The 20574-nt window shown below is 61.5% G+C and carries 19 protein-coding genes; 9 read left to right on the forward strand and 10 right to left on the reverse strand.

The window, feature by feature from the left end; translation table 11 throughout:
• Nucleotides 1-181: 181 nt before the first annotated feature.
• On the forward strand, nt 182-2308 hold the full coding sequence (locus PHS32_RS20835; protein WP_301081185.1) for an SIR2 family protein: 2127 nt from the start codon (nt 182-184) through the stop codon (nt 2306-2308).
• 254 nt (nt 2309-2562) lie between these two features.
• Here the strand turns inward: PHS32_RS20835 and PHS32_RS20840 are convergent, their stop codons facing one another.
• A complete protein-coding gene (locus PHS32_RS20840) occupies nt 2563-3846 on the reverse strand; it encodes an amidohydrolase family protein (protein ID WP_301081187.1) in 1284 nt (427 codons plus the stop codon).
• A gap of 160 nt (nt 3847-4006) precedes the next feature.
• On the opposite strand from PHS32_RS20840, the gene PHS32_RS20845 reads away from it, so the two are divergent.
• From PHS32_RS20845 to PHS32_RS20860, 4 genes are all read left to right on the forward strand, one after another.
• The gene (locus PHS32_RS20845) at nt 4007-4249 is read left to right on the forward strand and encodes a hypothetical protein (protein WP_301081189.1); all 243 of its coding nucleotides are present in this window, start codon (nt 4007-4009) and stop codon (nt 4247-4249) included.
• Nucleotides 4239-4511, forward strand: a complete 273-nt coding sequence (locus tag PHS32_RS20850) for a type II toxin-antitoxin system RelE/ParE family toxin (protein ID WP_301081190.1) — start codon at nt 4239-4241, stop codon at nt 4509-4511. Before PHS32_RS20845 ends, PHS32_RS20850 begins: the two co-directional genes overlap by 11 nt.
• Before the next feature lie 149 nt (nt 4512-4660).
• Nucleotides 4661-4951, forward strand: coding sequence for a type II toxin-antitoxin system RelE/ParE family toxin (locus PHS32_RS20855; protein WP_301081192.1), 291 nt, complete (start codon nt 4661-4663; stop codon nt 4949-4951).
• The gene (locus PHS32_RS20860; RefSeq protein WP_301081193.1) at nt 4951-5247 is read left to right on the forward strand and encodes an addiction module antidote protein; all 297 of its coding nucleotides are present in this window, start codon (nt 4951-4953) and stop codon (nt 5245-5247) included. Before PHS32_RS20855 ends, PHS32_RS20860 begins: the two co-directional genes overlap by 1 nt.
• Nucleotides 5248-5335: 88 nt before the next feature.
• Here PHS32_RS20860 and PHS32_RS20865 read toward each other — a convergent pair whose 3' ends face one another.
• From PHS32_RS20865 to PHS32_RS20905, 9 genes are all read right to left on the reverse strand, one after another.
• Entirely contained in the window at nt 5336-6259 is a 924-nt protein-coding gene (locus tag PHS32_RS20865) for an ABC transporter permease (RefSeq protein WP_301081195.1), read from the reverse strand.
• Between the two features lie 135 nt (nt 6260-6394).
• Nucleotides 6395-7456, reverse strand: a complete 1062-nt coding sequence (locus PHS32_RS20870; protein WP_301081198.1) for an ABC transporter permease — start codon at nt 7454-7456, stop codon at nt 6395-6397.
• Nucleotides 7457-7541: 85 nt separating this feature from the next.
• Nucleotides 7542-9113: an ABC transporter ATP-binding protein gene (locus PHS32_RS20875; protein WP_301081199.1), complete on the reverse strand. Its 1572-nt coding sequence runs from the start codon at nt 9111-9113 to the stop codon at nt 7542-7544.
• 185 nt (nt 9114-9298) lie between these two features.
• On the reverse strand, nt 9299-10300 hold the full coding sequence (locus PHS32_RS20880) for a BMP family protein (RefSeq protein WP_301081201.1): 1002 nt from the start codon (nt 10298-10300) through the stop codon (nt 9299-9301).
• Between the two features lie 96 nt (nt 10301-10396).
• The gene (locus PHS32_RS20885) at nt 10397-11653 is read right to left on the reverse strand and encodes a Zn-dependent hydrolase (RefSeq protein ID WP_301081202.1); all 1257 of its coding nucleotides are present in this window, start codon (nt 11651-11653) and stop codon (nt 10397-10399) included.
• Nucleotides 11654-12103: 450 nt separating this feature from the next.
• The gene (hydA, locus tag PHS32_RS20890; RefSeq protein WP_301081204.1) at nt 12104-13549 is read right to left on the reverse strand and encodes a dihydropyrimidinase; all 1446 of its coding nucleotides are present in this window, start codon (nt 13547-13549) and stop codon (nt 12104-12106) included.
• Between the two features lie 20 nt (nt 13550-13569).
• Nucleotides 13570-14988 carry an NCS1 family nucleobase:cation symporter-1 gene (locus PHS32_RS20895; RefSeq protein WP_301081207.1) on the reverse strand — a complete coding sequence of 473 codons (1419 nt, stop codon included), beginning with the start codon at nt 14986-14988 and terminating at the stop codon, nt 13570-13572.
• 107 nt (nt 14989-15095) lie between these two features.
• On the reverse strand, nt 15096-16415 hold the full coding sequence (gene preA, locus PHS32_RS20900) for an NAD-dependent dihydropyrimidine dehydrogenase subunit PreA (RefSeq protein WP_301081209.1): 1320 nt from the start codon (nt 16413-16415) through the stop codon (nt 15096-15098).
• Nucleotides 16416-16552: 137 nt separating this feature from the next.
• Entirely contained in the window at nt 16553-17920 is a 1368-nt protein-coding gene (locus PHS32_RS20905; RefSeq protein WP_301081210.1) for an NAD(P)-dependent oxidoreductase, read from the reverse strand.
• 263 nt (nt 17921-18183) lie between these two features.
• Here PHS32_RS20905 and PHS32_RS20910 point away from each other — a divergent pair, with 263 nt between their 5' ends.
• The 4 genes from PHS32_RS20910 to PHS32_RS20925 all read left to right on the forward strand — a co-directional run bounded on the left by PHS32_RS20910 (nt 18184) and on the right by PHS32_RS20925 (nt 20555).
• Nucleotides 18184-19557 carry a tyrosine-type recombinase/integrase gene (locus PHS32_RS20910; RefSeq protein WP_301081212.1) on the forward strand — a complete coding sequence of 458 codons (1374 nt, stop codon included), beginning with the start codon at nt 18184-18186 and terminating at the stop codon, nt 19555-19557.
• Between the two features lie 70 nt (nt 19558-19627).
• A complete protein-coding gene (locus tag PHS32_RS20915; RefSeq protein WP_301081214.1) occupies nt 19628-19897 on the forward strand; it encodes a BPSL0761 family protein in 270 nt (89 codons plus the stop codon).
• Nucleotides 19894-20307, forward strand: a complete 414-nt coding sequence (locus tag PHS32_RS20920) for a hypothetical protein (protein WP_301081216.1) — start codon at nt 19894-19896, stop codon at nt 20305-20307. The genes PHS32_RS20915 and PHS32_RS20920 overlap by 4 nt, the downstream gene beginning before the upstream one ends.
• On the forward strand, nt 20304-20555 hold the full coding sequence (locus tag PHS32_RS20925; RefSeq protein WP_301081217.1) for a hypothetical protein: 252 nt from the start codon (nt 20304-20306) through the stop codon (nt 20553-20555). The genes PHS32_RS20920 and PHS32_RS20925 overlap by 4 nt, the downstream gene beginning before the upstream one ends.
• The last annotated feature ends 19 nt before the right edge of the window (nt 20556-20574 follow it).

Consider the following 20574-nt stretch of genomic DNA (forward strand, 5'->3'; position numbering starts at 1 on the left):
CAAACCGGCTCGATTACCAACCAAAGACCGGGCTATGCCTGCAAAACGTCCACTTGAGCCCTACCCAGCACCAAAATCAACGCAAATCTGGTCATACAGTGGAGCTGCATGAAATATGCGGGCTAGCTCGCATACTCGGAAACCCCTCGCAATCTTGAATTACCCAAGGCCCCTATAAGAAATGCTTTCTAGCGACAATCAAACATATGCCGCATTACAAGCGTTGACTGACGCCGGGGAAAGGAGGCAGCGGCCCATTGTTTTTTGGATCGGTGCCGGAGCAAGCGCTTGGGCTGGTTTCCCTCTGTGGCAGGAACTGGCGTCGAAGATGCATAGTCACTTCGCGAGAACAGTTTCTTCTTATGAAAAACAGTCGGCCGCGAAAGCCCTGGCCGATGGGAGGTTTCCGGCGGTCTTCCAATACATGAAGGCCGCAGATCGAGCGTCGTACTATGGCGAGCTGGCACGAACGTTTGGCTCATCCGACCAGACTCCTGTATATGCCCGGATGCTGCGCAGCCTTACGAAGACGCAACCATTACACATTCTGACGACTAACGTGGATGAAACGCTCGAACGTAGCTTGGATTCCACTATGACGGTGCAGTGTTCGGACGTTGAGCGCATCAACCTACTTGTTCAATCCAGTCAATCATTTGTCTGTAAATTGCACGGTACGTCAAGCGCCGTGGAAAGCATGGTCTTCTCTAACGACGACTACCTACGAATAGTTGGCAATGCTACTTATTTGGCTGCCATCCGTGAGCTTTTTTCCATCGCGACCGTTGTTTTCATTGGGTATAGTCTTCGCGACGATTACCTCATACAGCTTCTCCTTGAGAATGATACAAATCGTCCCCTGTTCGGAACGGGTCCGCATTTTCTAATTACCGCGAGTGAAGAAATTCGCGTTCCGGAGTCAGTCAAACAAATTCGGTACCGATCAGAATTCGCAGACCATAGAGATGCTCTACTCGCGCTTGAGGTCTTAGCGGAGGCATGGTCCTCTACTCGTACTGCTGCGGTTCCAGACACACGAAATTCCGGCCAGGTACGCAAGCGTCCAAAGAGTGTTTATTACCTTGCGGACCTCCTACCACCAGTTGGGACAATTCAGACGTCACAAACCGCAATTATTGGGGACATTGAGGGAAATTCAAAGGGACAAATGATTGTGGGTGATGGCTATGTTCAAAGCGAGATACAAATCACCAACTACTCGGCCTTGCACGATCTCATAGTCGGATTGCTTTGCTTCGACAATGTTTACTTTGCCGCAAACAGAATCTCCGTAGTCCATAACCTTTTAGGCTCCGAAGTGTTTTGGGAATTAGTGCAGTCAGATGCGTTGAAAGTAGTAAACGTAATAGAAGACACATGCGTTCTTTTTTCTGACGAACATTCAGCAGTTGGCCACCTGGCTGACGTTACACCCGGCGATAGAGATAACGCTAACGATCCAAGATCACCAGTTACTTTGGAGGCGGTGATACGCAGGCATCTAACGCCCGTTCCCGGGCAAGAAAAAGTGGCGGAAGAGTATTTCAGGCTTCTCGCCAAAACAGCTATTAACGTTTCTTCGACGAGCCTCAAAAACGCTTTTTCAGATCAAACAGGACTGGCCTTAGTGAGTCCATCAATACGTGGACTTCTCGGCATGAGTCGGGGGACCCCGCATCAGGTAATCCCACGGTGGCTTGCGTTTCCAGTCCTACGCTTAGCCAGGGTAATGACAATTGGGACGGTATGTCGGGCAATTGAAGCCTCTGCCGCGCGTATGATTTTGGGAGTTGAGCGTCTTGCCACCGCTGCGTTCGCATCAGCACCCGGCAAAAGCTGGGCGGATGACTCGGCAAGTTATGTGCTGACCGGGCGTTCCAATTCAGATTTAGGCACGGTAGTGTCTAAAACACCGGGACTGCTGCAGCGCTTGGTGGCCTTTAGATCATCATCACACGGCGAAGCCTTCCGAAAAGAACTTGCGGAAAGCCTCCAAACAGACAGAGGTGCTCAGGTCGCCGCAGCGGTCAATTCTGGGCTTAAGCAAGCCCTCACGCAATCGGTGCTTGACCAAGCAAGAAACCAGTTTTCCGGGCTGTTTACATCAAACGAAGCGACAAACATGATGCCTGCAGTCTGGGGGAACTTGGAAAACGGCGAAATACGTATTGCAAAATGGCGCGAGAGAAGCCGAGGCCTCCTACAAGAGGAAATCAGAAAGCATAAATTTTCCCCATATTCGGCATGCCCCTGTGGATCAGGCGAGCAACTTAAGTTCTGTTGCTTGGCAGCTTTAAGCAGGGATTAATTCATCCGAAGCCGAATTGGGTGAACCTGACCTTCCCTCAATTAGCCGCGTCAAAGTAAATTTCGGGAAGTTCGTCAATGACGCGACGTTCCATGGGCTGTTTTCCAGTGAGCGCGGGTTACTTTAGATTAAACGAGCCCCGTCCGTTCCGCCACCACCGCACCATCTTTGTTGATTTTGTCGAATGACGTCCATCCACGACCGAAGCCGTACAGCTACAGTAGCGGTAGCAGTAGCAGTAGTGACAGGACTCACTAGTTTTCGCGATTGGATACGAACTGCACAGCCTCTGGTCGTCCCTGCACATGCAGCTTCGCCACCACCTCCACCGTCTCCGCCAGCAGCGTCCCCTTCTTCCACACCTTCAGCCGATTGGCCCGCAGCCGGATCGCCTCCACCGGGTCGCGCGCCTGCAGCAGCACAAAGCTTGCATCGCAGCCCACCTCCAGCCCATAACCCTTCAAGTGCATCACCTTGGCGGCGCTGGTGGTCACCGCGTCGAAGCACTGGCGCATGGCGGCCTGGCTGGTCATCTGCGCCACGTGCAGGCCCATGTGCGCCACTTCCAGCATGTCGCCGCTGCCCAGGCTGTACCAGGGGTCCATCACATCGTCGTGACCAAAGGCGACGTTGATGCCGGCGGCCAGCAGCTCGGGCACGCGCGTCATGCCGCGGCGCTTGGGATACGTGTCATGCCGGCCCTGCAGCGTGATGTTGACCAGCGGATTGGACACCACCTGCAATTGCGCCTCCATCATCAGCGGTATCAGTTTTGATACGTAGTAGTTGTCCATGCTGTGCATGGAGGTCAGGTGCGATCCGGTCGCGCGGCCCTGCAGGCCCAGGCGCTGGGTCTCAAAGGCCAGGGTCTCGACGTGGCGCGACAGCGGGTCGTCGGATTCGTCGCAGTGCATGTCCACCAACAGGCCGCGTTGGGCGGCCAGTTCGCACAGCAGCTTGACGCTCAAGGCGCCATCACTCATGGTGCGCTCGAAGTGCGGGATGCCGCCCACCACATCCACGCCCTTGTCCAGCGCGCGCTTGAGGTTTTCCAGGCCGCCCGGGCTGCGCAGCACGCCGTCCTGCGGAAAGGCCACCAGCTGCAAATCGATGTAGGGCGCCACCTGTTTCTTCACCGCCAGCAGCGCGTCCACTGCCAGCAGGCTGGGGTCGCTGGTGTCCACATGGCTGCGAATGGCCAGCAGGCCTTTGGCCACCGCCCAGTCGCAGTAAGTGAGTGCCCGTTCCATCAAGGCCTCCTGCGTCAGCAGCGGCTTCAATTCGCCCCACAGCGCAATGCCCTCCAGCAGCGTGCCGGACTGGTTGACGCGCGGCAGGCCGTAGCTGAGCGTGGCGTCCATATGAAAGTGCGCGTCGACAAACGGCGGGCTGAGTAGAAAACCCTGGGCGTCCACTGTGTCTTGCGCGGCCGCAATCAGCCCAGCCGCCACTTCGACAATCTTTCCCTCGCGCACGGCAACCGACATCTGCCGGCGTCCATCCGGCAGCGTGGCGTTTTGAATCAGAAGATCGAGCATTTGGCGTTTACCTTTGGCGGTGGGGTTTCATCAGGATATCGTTTGGAGTCTACCTGCGCTCGGGGCGACCACGGAATTAAAACGCCGCGCCGAGGGGTGTTTGACTTTGACAACGTGTTGCATACAATGATCCTGTAATACAACTCCACCCATCGGTACCATGCCAACACTCGAAAAGATGCTCAACGTGCGGCTTCCACAGGCCACCCATACGAGACTTGAGCAGCTCACCAAAGCGACAGGGCGAACAAAAAGTTTTTTGGCGGTTGAAGCGCTTGAGGCCTACATAGAACAACAGGCTTGGCAAATTGCCGAGGTTAAGGCGGGGATCGAAGAGGCCGACCGCGGAGAGTTCGCAACAGAGCAGGAAATGCAGTCCATCTTCGCCAAATATGCAAGTTAAGTGGACGAAAAGAGCTTCGCAGAATCTTGCAGCTATCCTCGCCTACATTGCGCAGGACAACCCGCCAGCGGCACGAAAATTTTTGCTTGATACGCTCCAAAAAGTCGCCAACCTCGAAACTTTTCCGATGCTTGGCCGCCCTGGTCTGGTGGCGCTGACGCGAGAACTTGTTATTCACGAAAATTACATAGTTTTCTATCGTGTGCGTGGCGACTTGGTGGAAATCTTGCGCGTGCTTCACGTCCGCAGGAAATACCCGTAGTGTGGCCACTTCGGCGTCAGCGCTCCCCTTTGCGGTAGGGTTTCAACAAGGTCTGGCGTGAAGTCTACCTGCCCTTGGCGCGATCTGGGGCCAGAAACGCCGCGCTGAGGGGTGTTTGCCGTATGTAGCCAAAAGGCTACAATAAGCCCATGTACAGCGTGATCGAAACAGAGGAGTTCAGCGAGTGGCTGGCCAAACTCAAAGACCGTGCAACCCGTATCCGGTTGAGCCGCAGATTGGACAAGGCGCGACGCGGAAATCTGGGCGACATCAAGGCAGTGGGCGATGGTGTATTTGAGATGCGCGAGGTCTTTGGCCCCGGCTGGCGAATGTACTACGTGGAGCGCTCCGGGGCGCTCATTCTCATGCTGGGTGGTGGCGACAAATCGAGTCAGATCCGTGACATTGAACGAGCCAGGCAACTGGCCAAGGAGTGGTAATGAACAAGACCAAGACCCGCCCGTTTGACGTGGCCAACTACCTCAATGACGAAGAGGATGTTGCCGAATACCTGCGCCAAGTGCTCGAAGAGGGCGACCCGGTCGAATTGGGTGCCGCCCTGGGGGCCATTGCCCGTGCTCGTGGCATGTCACAACTGGCCCGCGATACCGGCTTATCACGCGAGAGCTTGTACAAGAGCCTTTCTGGCGAACGCGCACCCAATAGCGACACGCTGTTCAAGGTTATGAAGGCCCTGGGGTTCAAGCTGACTGTGCAGCCGGTGGCTTCAGCATAACTCGCCATCTCGGTGACGGGCCAACTTTCTTACAAATCGAAAGTTGCACTTTCAATTTGTAAAGCGTTTGGATTTTGAGGTATGCGGGTCAACGCTCCCCCTTGCGATACGGTTTCATCAGTGCCTGCGGGTAGCTGGCCTTGCGCGCCACCAGGATCAGCGCCACGATGGACAACAGGTAGGGCAGCATCAGGTACAACTGGTACGGCAGCACGGCGGCGCCGGATTGTTGCAGGCGCAGTTGCAGCGCGTCGAAGAAGGCGAACAGCAGCGCGCCCAGCAAGGCCTTGCCGGGGCGCCAGGAGGCAAACACCACCAGCGCCACGCAGATCCAGCCGCGCCCGTTGACCATGTTGAAAAAGAAGGCGTTGAAGGCGGCCAGGGTCAGGAACGAGCCGGCCACCCCCATCAGTGCCGAGCCGGCCACGATGGCGCCGGTGCGCACTGCCGCCACCGAGACACCCTGGCCCTCGGCCGCCTGCGGGTTCTCGCCCACCATGCGAACCGCGAGCCCGATCGGGGTGCGGTACAGGACGTAGCTGATCAGCGGCACCAGCAATAGGGCCAACAGCGTTAGCAAGGTCTGCTGCGCCAGAATCGGCAGGCCCAGCCAGCTCATCTCGCCAAACGGAATGATGGTGGGCGGCGTCGTGACCTTGGGAAAACTGACGCGGTAGCCGTAATAGCTGAGCGAGGTTGCCAACAGCGTGATGCCCAGACCGGAGACGTGTTGCGACAAGGCCAGCGCCACGGTCAGAAAGGCGTGCAGCAGGCCGAACGCGGCGCCAGTGAGCGCCGCCACCAGCACACCGGCCCAGAGCGGCGCGCCGGCGTAGACCGCCAGCCAGCCGCTGAAGGCGCCGGCCACCATGATGCCTTCTATCCCCAGGTTCAGCACGCCGGCGCGCTCGCACAGCAGCACCCCCAGCGTGCCCAGGATCAGCGGCGTGGCAATGCGCAGCACGGCGACCCAAAAGGCCTGGTTGGCGAGGATGTCGAAGAGTTCAGTCATGTGCGGTATCTGTACACCCCGCTGAATGGGGGTCAGAGCCCAAATCGGTGTGGCGTAGTTGGCCAGCTCGGACGCTCTGCCCCGAATTGGGATCTGACCCCGATTCAGCTAGCGCCGCTGTTCCGTGAACGACCTTCATTTCCAGCGCACCCTGTATTGCGTCAGAAGCGTGGCCACCAGCACCGAGATCAGCGAGGCGGCGACGATCACGTCGGCGATGTAAGTGGGCACACCGATGGCGCGGCTCATGCTGTCGGCGCCCACCAGCACGCCGGCCACAAACACGCTGGCGGCCACCACGCCCAGCGGGTGCAGGGCGGCCAGCATGGCGATCACGATGCCGGAGTAGCCGTAACCCGGCGACATGTCCAGCGTCAGGTAGCTGGTGCGCCCGGCCACCTCGATGGCGCCGGCCAGGCCGGCCAGGGCGCCCGACAGCATGGCCACCAGGACCACCGTGCGTGTCACCGAGACACCGGCAAAAGCGGCAGCGCGCGCATTGGCGCCGACGGCGCGGATGTCGAACCCCAGCACCGTGTATTTCATCAAGGCCCAAAGGCCGACCGACAAGGCCAGGCCCCACAACAGGCCGCTGTGGACGCGCGTTTGCGGGATCAGCTTGGAGAGTTCCAGCTCGCTCATCAAGGCCACGCTTTGCGGCCAGCCCATCGCGGTGGGGTCTTTCATGGGACCGTCCAGCATCAGCGACACCAGCAGCAGCACGATGAAGTTCAGCAGCAGCGTGGTGACCACTTCATCGACGCCCAGCTTGGCCTTCATCAGTGCCGGGCCTAGCAGCAGCAGCGCGCCGGCCAGCGCGGCGGCCAGCATCATCAACACAAACAGCAGGGCCGGCGGCAGCGCAAACCCGGTGCCGCCGTGCAGACCGCCGACCGCGATGGCGGCCAGCGCACCGACATAGAGCTGGCCCTCGGCGCCGATGTTGAAGAGGCGCGCCTTGAAGGCCACCGTGGCGGCCAGGCCGGTAAGCATCAGCGGAATGGCGCGCGTCAAGGTCTCGCTCAAGGCAAAGACCGAGCCGAAACCCCCTTGCAGCAGCAGGCCGTAAGTCCGGCCCACCGGGGCACCGGCCCACAGCACCAGCAGGGAACTCACCAACAGGGTGAACAGCACGGCGCCTATCGGTGCCAGCAGCAGCGCCGCCGCCGAAGTCTGGCTGCGTTTCTCCAGCCTCATAGGGCCCCCACGCTTGTCACTGCGTGTACTGCGCTGCCCCCCGAGGGGGCTGTGCTTGCTTGGGGCGGCCCGGCGCGGCGCAGTCTCATGCCACTACCTCGGCCGAATCGTGGCTATTCCGGTCGGCAGTGACGCCGGCCATCGCCAGGCCAATGCTTTCGCGCGTCCAGTCGAGTGCTGGCAGGGCCGGACTGAGGCGGCCGGCGTGCATCACGGCGACGCGGTCGCCCAGGGTCAGGACTTCATCCAGATCGTCCGAGATCAACAGCACCGCGGCGCCGGCGTCGCGCGCCGCAATCAGTTGCTGCTGCACGTAGGCGACGGCGCCAATGTCCAGGCCCCAGGTTGGTTGATGCGCCACGATCAGCTTGGGCGCGGTGGCGGTCTGGCCCTGGGGCGCGTCGGCCGGATGCGTCAGCGCGCGTCCCAAAATCAGTTTTTGCATGTTGCCGCCAGACAGCGCGCGGGCTGCCGTGCTGGCAGCGCCGCCGCGCACGTCGAACGCCTTCAGCACGCGCTGCGCATAGGCTTGTGCCGCCGCCCTACGGACCCAGCCAAAACGCGAGAAGTGAGGGCTGTGCAAACGCTCGGAAGCGGCGTTTTCCCAGATCGGCAAATCCCCCACCACGCCGACGTTGTGGCGGTCTTCCGGAATCCGCGCCACCCCCAGCGCCACCAGGCGGGTCGGCTGCGCCGGCAGCGCCTGGCCCAAGAATTCGATGTGACCGCTGCCGGCTTGCCGCGTGCCGCTCAGCAGCTCTGCCAGCGTCACCTGGCCGTTGCCCGAGACGCCGGCGATGGCCACGATCTCGCCGCTGTGCAGCGTGAGGGACACCTGCTCCAGGCGCTCCCGCCCGGCGCCGGCGCTGACCTGGTGCAACTGGCACACCGCCTGGCCGACGGCCGCGCTGGGGCGGCGCTGCGGCGCTTCGATGGCGTGGCCCACCATCCAGAGCGCCAGTTGCGCCTGCGTGGTTTGCCGGGCGGCCGCCTCGGCCACCAGTTTGCCGGCGCGCAACACGGCAATCCTCTGCGACACGCGCAGCACCTCGCCCAACTTGTGGCTGATGAAGATGATGGACAAGCCCTGCGTCACCATTTGCGCCAGCACCTCGAACAAGGCTTCGCTCTCGGCCGGCGTCAGCACGGCGGTCGGCTCGTCCAGGATCAGGATGCGGGCGCCGCGGTACAGGGCTTTCAGAATCTCCACGCGCTGGCGCTCGCCGACCGACAGCCGGCCGACGATCGCGCTGGGATGCACGCCCAGGCCAAAGCGTTGCGCCACCGCCAGCAGCTTGGCGCGCGCCGCGCGCTGCCGGGTGAACGGTTGCCACAAGGGCTCGGACCCCATCATCACGTTGTCCAGCACGCTCAGGTTGTCGGCCAGTGTGAAGTGCTGGTGCACCATGCCGATGCCGGCGGCCAGCGCGGCTTTCGGGTCGCCCGGCTCAAGGCGCCGGCCAAACACCTCGATCTCACCGGCGTCCGCCGTGTAGTGGCCAAACAATATCGACACCAGGGTCGACTTGCCGGCGCCGTTCTCGCCCAGCAACGCCAACACCTCGCCGCTTTTGAGCTGCAGCGAGATGTCGTCGTTGGCCACCAGGCTGCCGAAGCGCTTGGTGATGTGCGAGAGCTTGAGGACGGGGCCCGTCATGGGAAGGTCAAGAGAGCGGGAATCGTCATCCCGAGCTCGCAGCTTGTCATTGCCACCATTGTTGTCATTGTCACCCACGGCTGTCATTGCGGACTTGATCCGCAATCCATGGATCCCGGGTCAGGCCCGGGATGACAACTACCAGGCCCGGCATGACAGCCTGGGGTGGCGCAATGACAATCTTCCTATTTCGCGCTTGACTTGGGCTGGCTGTCGTCCACTTTGACCGTGAACTTGCCGTCCAGAATGGCTTTCTCCTTGGCCTTCATCTTGGCCACGATCTCGGCCGGAACCTTTTTCTCGAAGGTGCCCAGGGGCGCCAGCTCGGAGCCCTTGTGCTTCATCATCGAGTACTGGCCGTAGTCCTCGGCGGCAAACTTGCCGTCTTTCACCAGCTTGATGGCGCGGTCTATGCTGGGCTCCATGTTCCACAGCGCCGAGGCCACCACTGTGTCGGGGTACTGCGCCTGCGTGTTGATCACGTTGCCGATGGCCAGCTTGCCTTTTTCCTTGGCCGCGTCGCTGACGCCAAAGCGTTCGGCGTACATCACGTCGGCGCCCTTGTCGATCATGGCAAAAGCGGCTTCCTTGGCTTTCGGCGGATCGAACCAGCTGTTGATGAAGCTGACGCTGAATTCAACTTTCGGGTTGACTTCCTTGGCGCCGGCCATAAAGGCGTTCATCAGGCGGTTGACTTCCGGAATCGGAAAGCCGCCCACCATGCCGATCTTGTTGCTCTTGGTGACGCCGCCGGCGATCATGCCGGACAGGTAGGCCGGTTCCTGGATGAAGTTGTCGAAAACGCTGAAGTTGGGGGCCTGCGGTTTGCCGCTGGAGCCCAGCAGGAAGGACACCTTGGGGAAGTCCTTGGCCACCTTGCGCGCCGCCGCCTCGACGGCAAAAGCCTCGCCCACGATCAGCTGGTTGCCACCGGTGGCGTACTCGCGCATGACGCGCTCGTAGTCGGCGTTGGAGACGTTCTCGCTGGCCTTGTATTCGATGTCGCCGCGCGCCTCGGCCGCTTTCAGTGCCTTGTGCAGGCGGCTGACCCATTGCTGCTCGAACGGGACGGTGTAGATGGCGGCGACCTTCAGCTTGGCCTGCGCCAAAGACAGGGCGGGAGTAAGGGCGGCCAGCGCAGTGGCCAGGACGACCACCTGACGGCGGTTCAATAGATGCTTCGACATAGTTTCTCCGGGTTGATGACGGCACAAAAATAATAGCCGCAAATCCCCGCTTATTGGGGGTTTGCGGCCCGGGCCGGACAAAAATAATCAAGCACTTTACGTGCCAGCGCGCTCCAGCACGGCATGCAGCAGCACATTGCAGCCGGCCGTGATGTGCTCCGGCTTGGCATACTCGATTTCGTTGTGGCTGATGCCGTCCTTGCAGGGGATGAAGATCATGCCGGTGGGCGCCAGCCGGGCCATGTAGACGGCGTCGTGGCCGGCCCCGGAGACGGCCGGCATGTTGGAGTAACCCAGCTTCTGGGCGGCGCGGGCCACCGCGTTCATGCAGTCGGGGTGGAAGGCCTGCGCCGGGTAGCTCGATACCAGCTCGATCTTGACATCCAGAGCGCTGTCCTTGGCCACCTTGGCGGCATAGGCTTTCACGTCCTCGGCCATCTGGTCCACCAGCGCGTCGGTGGCGTTGCGCAGGTCGATCGAGAACTTGACGCGCCCCGGAATCACGTTGCGGCTGTTCGGGTGCACCTGCACCATGCCCACCGTGCCGCGCCCGTGCGGTGCGTGGCGCAAGGCCACCGCCACCACTTCCTGCATCAGCTTGGCGGCCACCTGCATGGCATCCTTGCGCAGCGCCATGGGCGTCGGGCCGGCGTGCGCCTCCATGCCGGTGACGGTGCAGTCGAACCAGCGGATGCCCAGCACACCTTGCACCACGCCGATGGTCTTGTCGTTGTCCTCCAGCACCGGGCCTTGCTCGATATGGGCCTCGAAATAAGTGCCAATGGGATGGTCGCCCGGCTCCTGCGGGCCGACGTAGCCGATGTTCGTGAGTTCGTCCTTGACGGTCTTGCCTTCGGTGTCGGTGGCGGCGTAAGCGTGTTCCAGTGTGAACACCTTGGCGAAGACGCCCGAGCCCATCATCACCGGCACAAAGCGCGAGCCTTCCTCGTTGGTCCAGAAAGCCACCTCCACCGGCGCCTCGGTCTCGATGCCATGGTCGTTCAGGGTGCGCACCACTTCCAGCGCGGCCAGCACGCCGAAGTTGCCGTCGAACTTGCCACCGGTCGGCTGGGTATCGATGTGGCTGCCGGCCACGATCGGCGGCAAGCTGTTGTTGCGACCGGGGCGGCGCATGAAGCCGTTGCCGATCTTGTCGATGGTGACCGTCAGGCCGGCCTCGCGGCCCCAGCGCGTCACCAGGTCGCGGCCTTCACCGTCCAGCTTGGTCAGGGTCAGGCGGCAGACGCCGCCTATGGGGGTGGCGCCGATCTTGGCCAGTTCCATCAGGGAGTTCCAGAGGCGATCGCCGTTGATACGGAGGTTGCTGATGTCTTGTTTTGTCGTGGTGGTCATGGTGTGTTCCTCACGGTGGTGGTTAAACGATGCAGGCCGGGGGTCGGCCCGGCGGCCGAGGTACTTTCTTTTGCTTCGCCAAAAGAAAGTACCCAAAGAAAAGGCGAGCCGACGTCAGGGCCGCTGCGCGGTTCCTTGCGCTGCTCGCAGCCTGCGGGGGCTGGCTCGAACTCGCTTCGCTCAGACAATCGCCAGCCCTTTTTCCGCAGTCTGCTGCGCTGCTCAGCCCTGCCTCAACGGCGGGGAGAGTGGCGGCACTTTGCTTCGCTCGTGCCGCAAGAGCCAGGTGCCCGACGAAGGCGTACTGGTTACGCAACTTCTCGCCGGGGTGGGGAATGCCGGGAGCCGCTTTCTGGGCCTTTGACAGCATGAGGCGCCCGGCATTCCACTCCCTGGCGGGCACGCGGCCGGGGAGTGAAATCGAACATGCGGCGGCACTCATGATGCACCTTAGGAGCGCACCACCGCCGTCGGTGCCAGTGCTTCCGTGCGCAGGTTGGCGGCTGTGAAGTTGGCGCTGAAGGCGGGGCGCTTGAGGTAGCGGCCTGCGCCGCGTTCGGCGCGCAGATCGCCTTGCACGTAGACCAGCTTGCCCTGGCTCAGGGTGTGGCTGGGCAGGCCGCGCACGGTGCGGCCTTCGAAGACGTTGAAGTCGCCTTTGCTGTGCTGGGTTTTGGCCGACAAGGTCTTGCTGCCCTGCGGGTCCCACACCACCAGGTCGGCGTCGGCGCCGACCGAGACGCTGCCTTTTTGCGGGTAGATGTTGAACAGCCGGGCGGTGTTGGCCGAGGTAATGGCGACGAACTCGCTGGGCGTCAGGCGCCCCGTGTTGACGCCGGCGTCCCAGATCACCGTCATGCGCTCCTCGACACCGCCGCAACCATTGGGGATCTTGGAGAAGTCGTCCTTGCCGGCGGCTTTTTGCGCGGCGCAGAAAGTGCAATGGTCGGTGGCGGTGGTGTGCAGGTTGCCCGATTGCAGGCCGCGCCACAACACTTCCTGGTGCCCCTTGGGCCGGAACGGCGGGCTCATCACGTGCGCGGCGGCAGTAGCAAAGTCGGGATGGCGGTAAACGCTGTCGTCGACCAGCAGGTGGCCGGCCAGCACCTCGCCGAACACGCGCTGACCGCGAGCGCGGGCGCGGGCAATGGCTTCGGCCGCTTCGCTGCACGATACGTGCACGATATAGATCGGAACGCCCAGCACATCGGCAATGGCGATGGCGCGGTTCACCGCTTCACCTTCGACGATAGGCGGCCGGGACAGCGGGTGGCCTTCCGGCCCCAGGATGCCTTTGGCCGCCATCTCCTTTTGCAGCCGAAACACCAGTTCACCGTTCTCCGCGTGCACGGTGGGCATGGCGCCGAGTTCCAGTGCGCGCTGGAAGCTGTTGACCAGCGTTTCGTCGTCGCACATGATGGCATTCTTGTAGGCCATGAAGTGCTTGAAGCTGTTGATGCCCTCTTGCTGCACCAAGGTCCCCATGTCGCGCCGGACAGTCTCGTCCCACCAGGTGATGGCCATGTGGAATGAATAATCGCTGGCCGCTTTCTCGGCCCAGCCGCGCCAGGTCTGGTAGGCCTCCATCAGGCTTTGCTGCGGATTGGGAATGACGAAGTCGATGATGGTGGTGGTGCCGCCGGCCATGCCGGCCGCCGTGCCGGTGAAGAAGTCGTCCATGGTGGTGGCGCCCATGAAGGGGAGCTGCATGTGGGTGTGCGGGTCTATGCCGCCGGGCATCACATACTGGCCGCCGGCGTCGACCACGCTGGCGCCGGCGGCCTGCAGGCCTTCGCCGACAGCCGCGATGCGGCCGTCCTGACACAACACATCGGCTTTGAAAGCGCGGTCGGCATTGACGACCGTGCCGCCTTGAATCAATACGCTACTCATCATGGGTCTCCGAATAAAAAGTTTCAGGAACGTTTGGCGGTGGCGAAATAGTACGCTCCGGCCACGGCCAGGCTGAAAAACCAGCCAAAGTCGAACAAACCGACCAGGCTGGCATTGACCGATGCCTTGTCCAGCACGCCCGACACCACCAGGTAGCCTGGCAGGCAAGGCAGCACCCCCAGTGCAAAAGCGATCACCGCCTGGATATTCCAGCCGCCGCTGTATTCGTAGGCGCCATTGCGGCGATAGAGGTCATCCACTTTCAGCGCGCCCTTGCGCACCAGGTAGAAGTCGGCCAGCAGAATGCCGGCAATGGCACCCAACAAAGTGCCATAGCCGCCGAGCCAACTGAACAGGTAACCGCCGGAGGTGGCCAGCAGCCGCCAGGGCATGAACAACAGGCCGATCACCGCCGCAATCAAACCACCGGTGCGAAAGCTGATCTTGTCGGGTGCCAGGTTGGAAAAGTCATACGAGGGCGACACCAGATTGGCGGCCACATTGGTGGTCAGGTTGGCCAACAAGATAACGATCAGGCCAAGCGCCGACGCAAAAGTGCCCATCTGGGTCAACAAACCATCGGGGAACAACTGCGCCTTGCCGTACAGAATCTGGGAAACCGAGAAGCCGATGATGCCGACCATCGAAAACAAGGCCATTGGAATCGGCAGGCCGACGGCTTGACCTACGACCTGTTCGCGGTTGTTTTTGGCAAAGCGGGTGAAGTCGGGGATGTTGAGTGCCAGCGTCGCCCAGAAACCCACCAGGCCGGTCAAGGCGGCCCAGGTTTTGGGGCCGCCCTCGACCACTTTGGCCGGCAGGTCCAGCAACTTGCCCGACGGTACCGACATGAAGGCCCACACCACCAGGGCCAGTGAAGCCAGGATCATGAGCGGGGCGGCGACGACTTCGAGCTTGCGAATCGATTCCACGCCATTCCAGATGTAGTAGATGTGCACTGCCCAGAACAGATAGAAGCACACCAGTTGCGAGGTACTGATGAACTCACCCGGCGCCGGGCCGGCCAGACCCATGCCGACGACGTTGAAAAATCCGTGCAAGGCCAAGGCACCGAAATAGCAGTTGATGGAGAACCAGCCGCAGGCCACCAGTCCGCGCAGAACGGCCGGCAGGTTGGCGCCCTTGACGCCAAAGGAGGCGCGTGCCAGCACCGGGAAGGGGATGCCATAACGGGTACCGGTTCGACCCAGCAAGATCATGGGAATCAAAACAATGCAGTTGGCCAGGAACACCAGCCAGATCGCCATTTGCCAAGTGAAGCCCTGGTCCAGCATGCTGCTGGCCATGGTGTAGGTTGGCACGCACACCACCATGCCGACCCACAGCGCCGCGTAATCACTTGCCTTCCAGTGGCGCTGGGCGTCCGTGGTGGGCTTCAGGTCGTCATTGATCAAGGGGTTGTCGCTTGCAAAAGAACTCATTCCTATCTCCGGTTGGTTGTTATGAAAAAAACTTCCTCGATCCAGCGCCAGCCCTTGCACAAATCACCAGCGCACGAACATCATGGCGACTCAGTAGCCGCCGGATGTTACGCCGCGGTTGCAGAGGCCAGACGCGTTGGATTGTTGGGGTGCGTGGTCCAGTCGGCGTGCTCCGCACTGACCGTCTTGCCGGTGCGCTGGTCCACTTCGCCGGGCTTGAGATCGCGCAGTGTGAGGCAGTCCGGCACCGGGCATACCGTCACGCACAGATTGCAGCCGACGCACTGCGACTCGATCACCTCGAAGTGGCGCTTGCCGTCCTTGCTGCTGCTGATGGCCTGGTGCGAGGTGTCCTCGCAGGCAATGTGGCAACGCCCGCACTGGATGCAGGTGTCCTGTTTGATGGTGGCCTTGCAGATGTGGTTCAGGTTGAGGTAGCGCCAGTCGGTCACGCTGGGCACGGCCTTGCCGCGAATATCGTCCAGCGAGGCGAAACCCATCTGGTCCATGTAGTTGGACAGGCCGTCGCTCATCTCCTGCACGATCTTGAAGCCGTAGACCATGGCGGCGGTACAGACTTGCACCGTGCCGGCCCCCAGCGCGATGAAGTCCAGCGCATCGCGCCAGTTGCCGATGCCGCCGATGCCCGAAATCGGCAGGCCGGCGGTGAGCGGATCGCGCGCAATTTCCAGCACCATGTTGAGGGCGATCGGCTTGACCGCCGGGCCGCAGTAGCCGCCGTGCGAGCCCTGGCCACCGGTGGCCGGCGACATGGTCAGGGTGGCCGGGTCTATGCCCATGATGGAGTTGATGGTGTTGATCAGGGAGACCGCATCGGCGCCGCCGCGCTTGGCGGCGCGCGCGGGCTGGCGGATGTCGGTGATGTTGGGCGTCAGCTTGACGATCACCGGCAGTTTGCTGTACTGCTTGCACCAGGCGGTGACCATCTCGATGTACTCCGGCACCTGGCCGACGGCGGCGCCCATGCCGCGCTCGCTCATGCCGTGCGGGCAACCGAAGTTGAGCTCGATGCCGTCGGCGCCGGTGTCTTCCACGCGCGGCAGAATGGCTTTCCAGGAGGCCTCTTCGCAGGGCACCATCAAGGAGACCACCATGGCGCGGTCCGGCCAGTCGCGCTTGACCTGGGTGATCTCGGTAAGGTTCAACTCCAGATCGCGGTCGGTGATCAGCTCGATGTTGTTAAAGCCCAGCAGCCGCCGGTCCGGGGTCAGCAGCGCGCCATAACGCGGGCCGTTGACGTTGACCACCGGCGGCCCGGCTTCACCCAGCGTTTTCCAGACCACGCCGCCCCAGCCGGCTTCGAAAGCGCGGATGACGTTGTAAGCTTTGTCGGTCGGCGGCGCCGAGGCCAGCCAGAACGGGTTGGGACTCTTGATGCCGGCAAAAGTGGTTTGCAGATTGGCCATGGTGCTCTCTCAAATCTCGGGTGTCGTGTAGGTGGAGGGTGCTTTGGCTTTGTCATTGCGGGCGAGACCCGCAATCCATGGATCCCGGATCGGGCCTGCCCCGGACTCCGATCCGGGGTCCGGGATGACAAAGGGGATCAATTCAGGGATGGCGTCGATGGGTTGGTGATGTAAGTGTGGATGGCCAGCGCCGATTGCTTGCCGTGCGCCACCGCTTCGACGGTCAGGTCCAGGCCGCCGGCGCGGCAGTCGCCACCGGCCCAGACGCCCGGCAAATTGGTTTGACCCGCTGCGTCGGTGGCGATGCGTCCGCCTTCGAGCTTCAGCCCGGCTTGCGCCAGCAGCGGGTTGCCCAGTTGCTGGCCGATGGCCTTGAACACCATGTCGGCGGCCAGTGTTTCCACTTGACCGGTGGCGCCCAGCTTGCCATCTGCCAGGGTCTGGCGGGCGAAGCGCACGGCGCTGACATGGCCCGCGTTGGCCAGCATTTCAAGCGGTGCCAGCCAATGGTGAATCGTCACGCCGTTCGTTTGCGCCCATTCCTGTTCGGCAACAGAGGCCGACATCTGTTGTGGCCCGCGCCGGTAGACCATGTGCACTTCTTCGGCGCCCAGCAGCCGGGATTGCACGGCCGCGTCCACCGCCGTCATGCCGCCGCCAATCACGACCACACGCCGGCCGATCGGCAAGCTGGAAAGATCGGCGGTCTGGCGCAGCGTGGCAATGAAGTCGACCGCGTCCTGCACGCCGGCCAGGTTTTCGCCCGGCACACCAAGTTGATGCGTCTGGCCCAGACCCAGGCCCAGAAACAGGGCGTCATGGCCCTGCCGCAGTGCGTCGAGCTGGGCCACAGTTTCGAGCTTCCAGCCGGTGCGCAGTTCGATGCCGCCGATGTCCAGCAGCCAGCGTACCTCGGCCTGGGCAAAGTTGTCGGGCGTCTTGTAGCTGGCCAGGCCGTACTCGTTGAGGCCGCCGGCCTTGGCGCGGGCGTCGAACAACACCACCGCATGGCCCAGGCGGGCCAGCGTATGGGCGCAAGCCAGGCCGGCCGGGCCGGCACCCAGCACCGCCACCTTTTTGCCGGTGCTGGCGGCGCGTGTGAAGATTTGCGGCTGGGGGCTTTCCATCAGCGCGTCCACGGCGTGGCGTTGCAGGCGGCCGATGGCCACCGGGCTGCTGGTTTGCGTGTTGCGCACACAGACCTGCTCGCACAGGTTCTCGGTCGGGCAGACCCGCGCGCACATGCCGCCCAGCGGGTTGGCTTCCAGAATGGCGCGGGCGGCGCCGCGCAGGTTGCCGTCGGCAATGCGTTTGATGAAGGACGGCACATCGATGTGCGTCGGGCAGGCGCTGGCGCAGGGTGCGTCGAAGCAGTACAGGCAGCGCTCCGCTTCCAGCGCGGCCTGCGCCGGCGTCAGGCGCGGGCTGGCATCGGCAAAGCGTGTGGCGTATTCGTCGGTGCTGAGACGGCCGGGACGAACGTCAGGATCAAGAGAGGTGGACACGCTGGCAACTCCTGTGCGGTGGGGCAGAAAAACTAAAGTTGACCGTTTAGTCAACTTCTGGTTTGGATACTAGCAATACATGTGCCACGCTGTAACTAGGGGTTTGCCCTCTATGTATAAAAAAATCGCAAGTTATTGATAAATAAGGGCTTTTTTTATACCTTTCTTTCGCAGGCTGGCATTTTTCGCTGCAAAAGTGGGTTTAGCGTATAAATGTGCTGCAAAAATGCTGCAAAAGGTTTTGATGCAAAAAGGAGGTCACGATGAAAAAGAAGGCGGAGGCTGAGTGGATTTCGATAAAGCATCCGGAGGGCAATAAAGCGCGCACAGCTGCGCTAGCCCGCATCCCCGGCACGTACCCACACCCGACTGCCAAGGGCCTGTTTATGCGTGTGAGCCCCAAAGGAAAGGCGGTCTATGGCTTTCGCTTCGAGGACGCGCAGAAGAAGATAGTGAACGGCACCCTCGGTGAGGTCGCAGAAACGGGCAGCGCCAGCATGGACGCCGTGACGCTCGAAGAAGCCTTGTCGGTCTATGCCGCGCGCCGGCGCTACCACAAAACCAAGGAAGAGGGCGGGGCGCTCACAGTCGGCCGAGCCTTCGCCGCCTGGCTGAAAGAGCCAAAGAAAGGCGGGGGTGCCAAAAGCCCGCTAACACTCAAGCGCTACAAGCAGTGGTACGACGGACTGCTAAAGCCAGAAGTGGACGCGCTGGCGCTGGAAGACGTTGGGCCCGAAAAGTGGAAAGAGGTACTGACCGGTGTCAAGAAGACGAGCCTGCACGAGGCCCGGGCGGTTTACTGGATGATGAACGGGCTCTACAAGCACTTCATGGAACTATGGCTGGTGCGCAGAAACCCCCTTGATACCAGGATATTCAAGAACCACTTTGCTGGCAAGAACACCCGCGTCAAGCGCAAGACCGCGGTGGCCACTATTGATATCAAGGCGTTGGTCGAGGGCATCTTGGGGCTGCGGGGCAAGCGAAACGAAGCGCGGCGCGCGCTCATGCTGCTTGTGGTGCAAGGCTGGCGTCTCAACTGCGTCTTGAGGATGCGGTGGGACCAAATTGACTTCAAAAATAGTGTGTATGAGTCCAAGGAGCATGACGTTGGCTGGAAAGGGTACGAGGGCCTCACCGCCATAAATGATTACGCGATGGGCTACATCCAGGAGCGCAAAGCCGACGGTGGCGACCTAGCGAGCGAGTACGTTTTTCCGAGCCCTGTGAGTACCGCGAAGCTGCCGTACCGTGCCGACCTTGCATGGTCCCTGCGCGCGGCGACAAAGCTTCTCGGCTACAAGGTGATACCGCACGACCTGCGGAGGACTTTCGTGACGATTGCCGAGGTAATACTTGACGGCAACATGCGTATGGTGGGACTGCTTATTGCTCACAAAGAGAGCCAGCGCCAGGGCGACGACGCGGGCACGGACATTGACCAGGACTATCTCGTTCGTAATTATGCGAGTGAGGTGCACTGCGGGACGCAGGTAGCCGAGGCAATATTCGAACTTGCCGGACTGTTTCCGTTGAGTGACGAGGTAGCCGAAAAGTTCGCGAAGCGGGGCATCGACATCACGCAGCGGATACCGCTGGTGGCGCTGGAGGACGATGACGACGACGGCAGGTGCTAGCAGTGTCGTTGAATAGAGCAAGGCTATCGCGTTTGACAGCAACGATAGGCGTGCACTATCATCCCAAGGCATGACCACCCCTTACCAACGAACCCGCGCCCTTCTTGAAACCAATCTTTTTCTGCACGAGCTGCAGGACCCAAAGTTGACGCCCAGGGTGCCAGCGGCTGTGCGAGAAATTGCTTGCAAACTCGTGCGCCACTACCCCAGTTACGCGGATGTTGAGCTCGCGCACAAATTGCTGCCGCATTTGTACGGTCCGGTGCCGCCCTTTTCTCGTGCACACGGCAGAACAGCAATTACGGAGCTGGGGCTGGACAAGATTGGAAGCAAAAAATGACAAAACAACGCAAACTTTTAGCGGCTGATATTCAGGGCGGCGTTTGGTCGTGCGCACCGGTGTCCGAACGCCCGGAGCTCGTGTTGACGGACTGGCGCGTTTTTGAGGTACTGCTGCCGGGGAGCGCAGTGCGCACTCGACACTTCGCGGGCTACAACGCACGTGACCGCGAGGGCCGCGTCAGCAGCGCGATAGTGCAATTTGACCCCGCCACCATGTGCGGCGTTACGAAAAGCGGTCGGGTCTATGCGCTGCGCGGTAGTTCGGGCTGGAACGGTGACGCCGAGTACACGTGGCACAGGTGGACGCATATCAACAGCGTAACCGCCGTTGTCGATGTGACGGCTGAGGCAGTCCAGCAGCCCGCGATTTCCGCACTCGGGCTGGACAAAATTGGAAGCAAAGAATGAAAACATTGTCTAACGGTCGCTTACGTCGCAAAGCCGCGCGTGAGCTACTACGCGACGCGCAGCTGCCGGAGCTCAGCAGTCAGTCGCGGGCAGTGCTGGCGGCCGGAGCACTTCGGCTGTGCGCGCCCGAGGCGGTCGCTGACATCGAAGCGTACATGAGCGATTGCGGCGGTTGGACAGAAATCCGGTGGCAAGAGAGCTGCGATGAGCTGATTGCCAATGCAAAAGAAATGCTGAAATCAATATGAACAAAACGTTTCGCCAGGA

This window comes from Rhodoferax sp. (assembly GCF_028714215.1).
In the GTDB taxonomy this organism is placed as follows: domain Bacteria; phylum Pseudomonadota; class Gammaproteobacteria; order Burkholderiales; family Burkholderiaceae_C; genus Rhodoferax.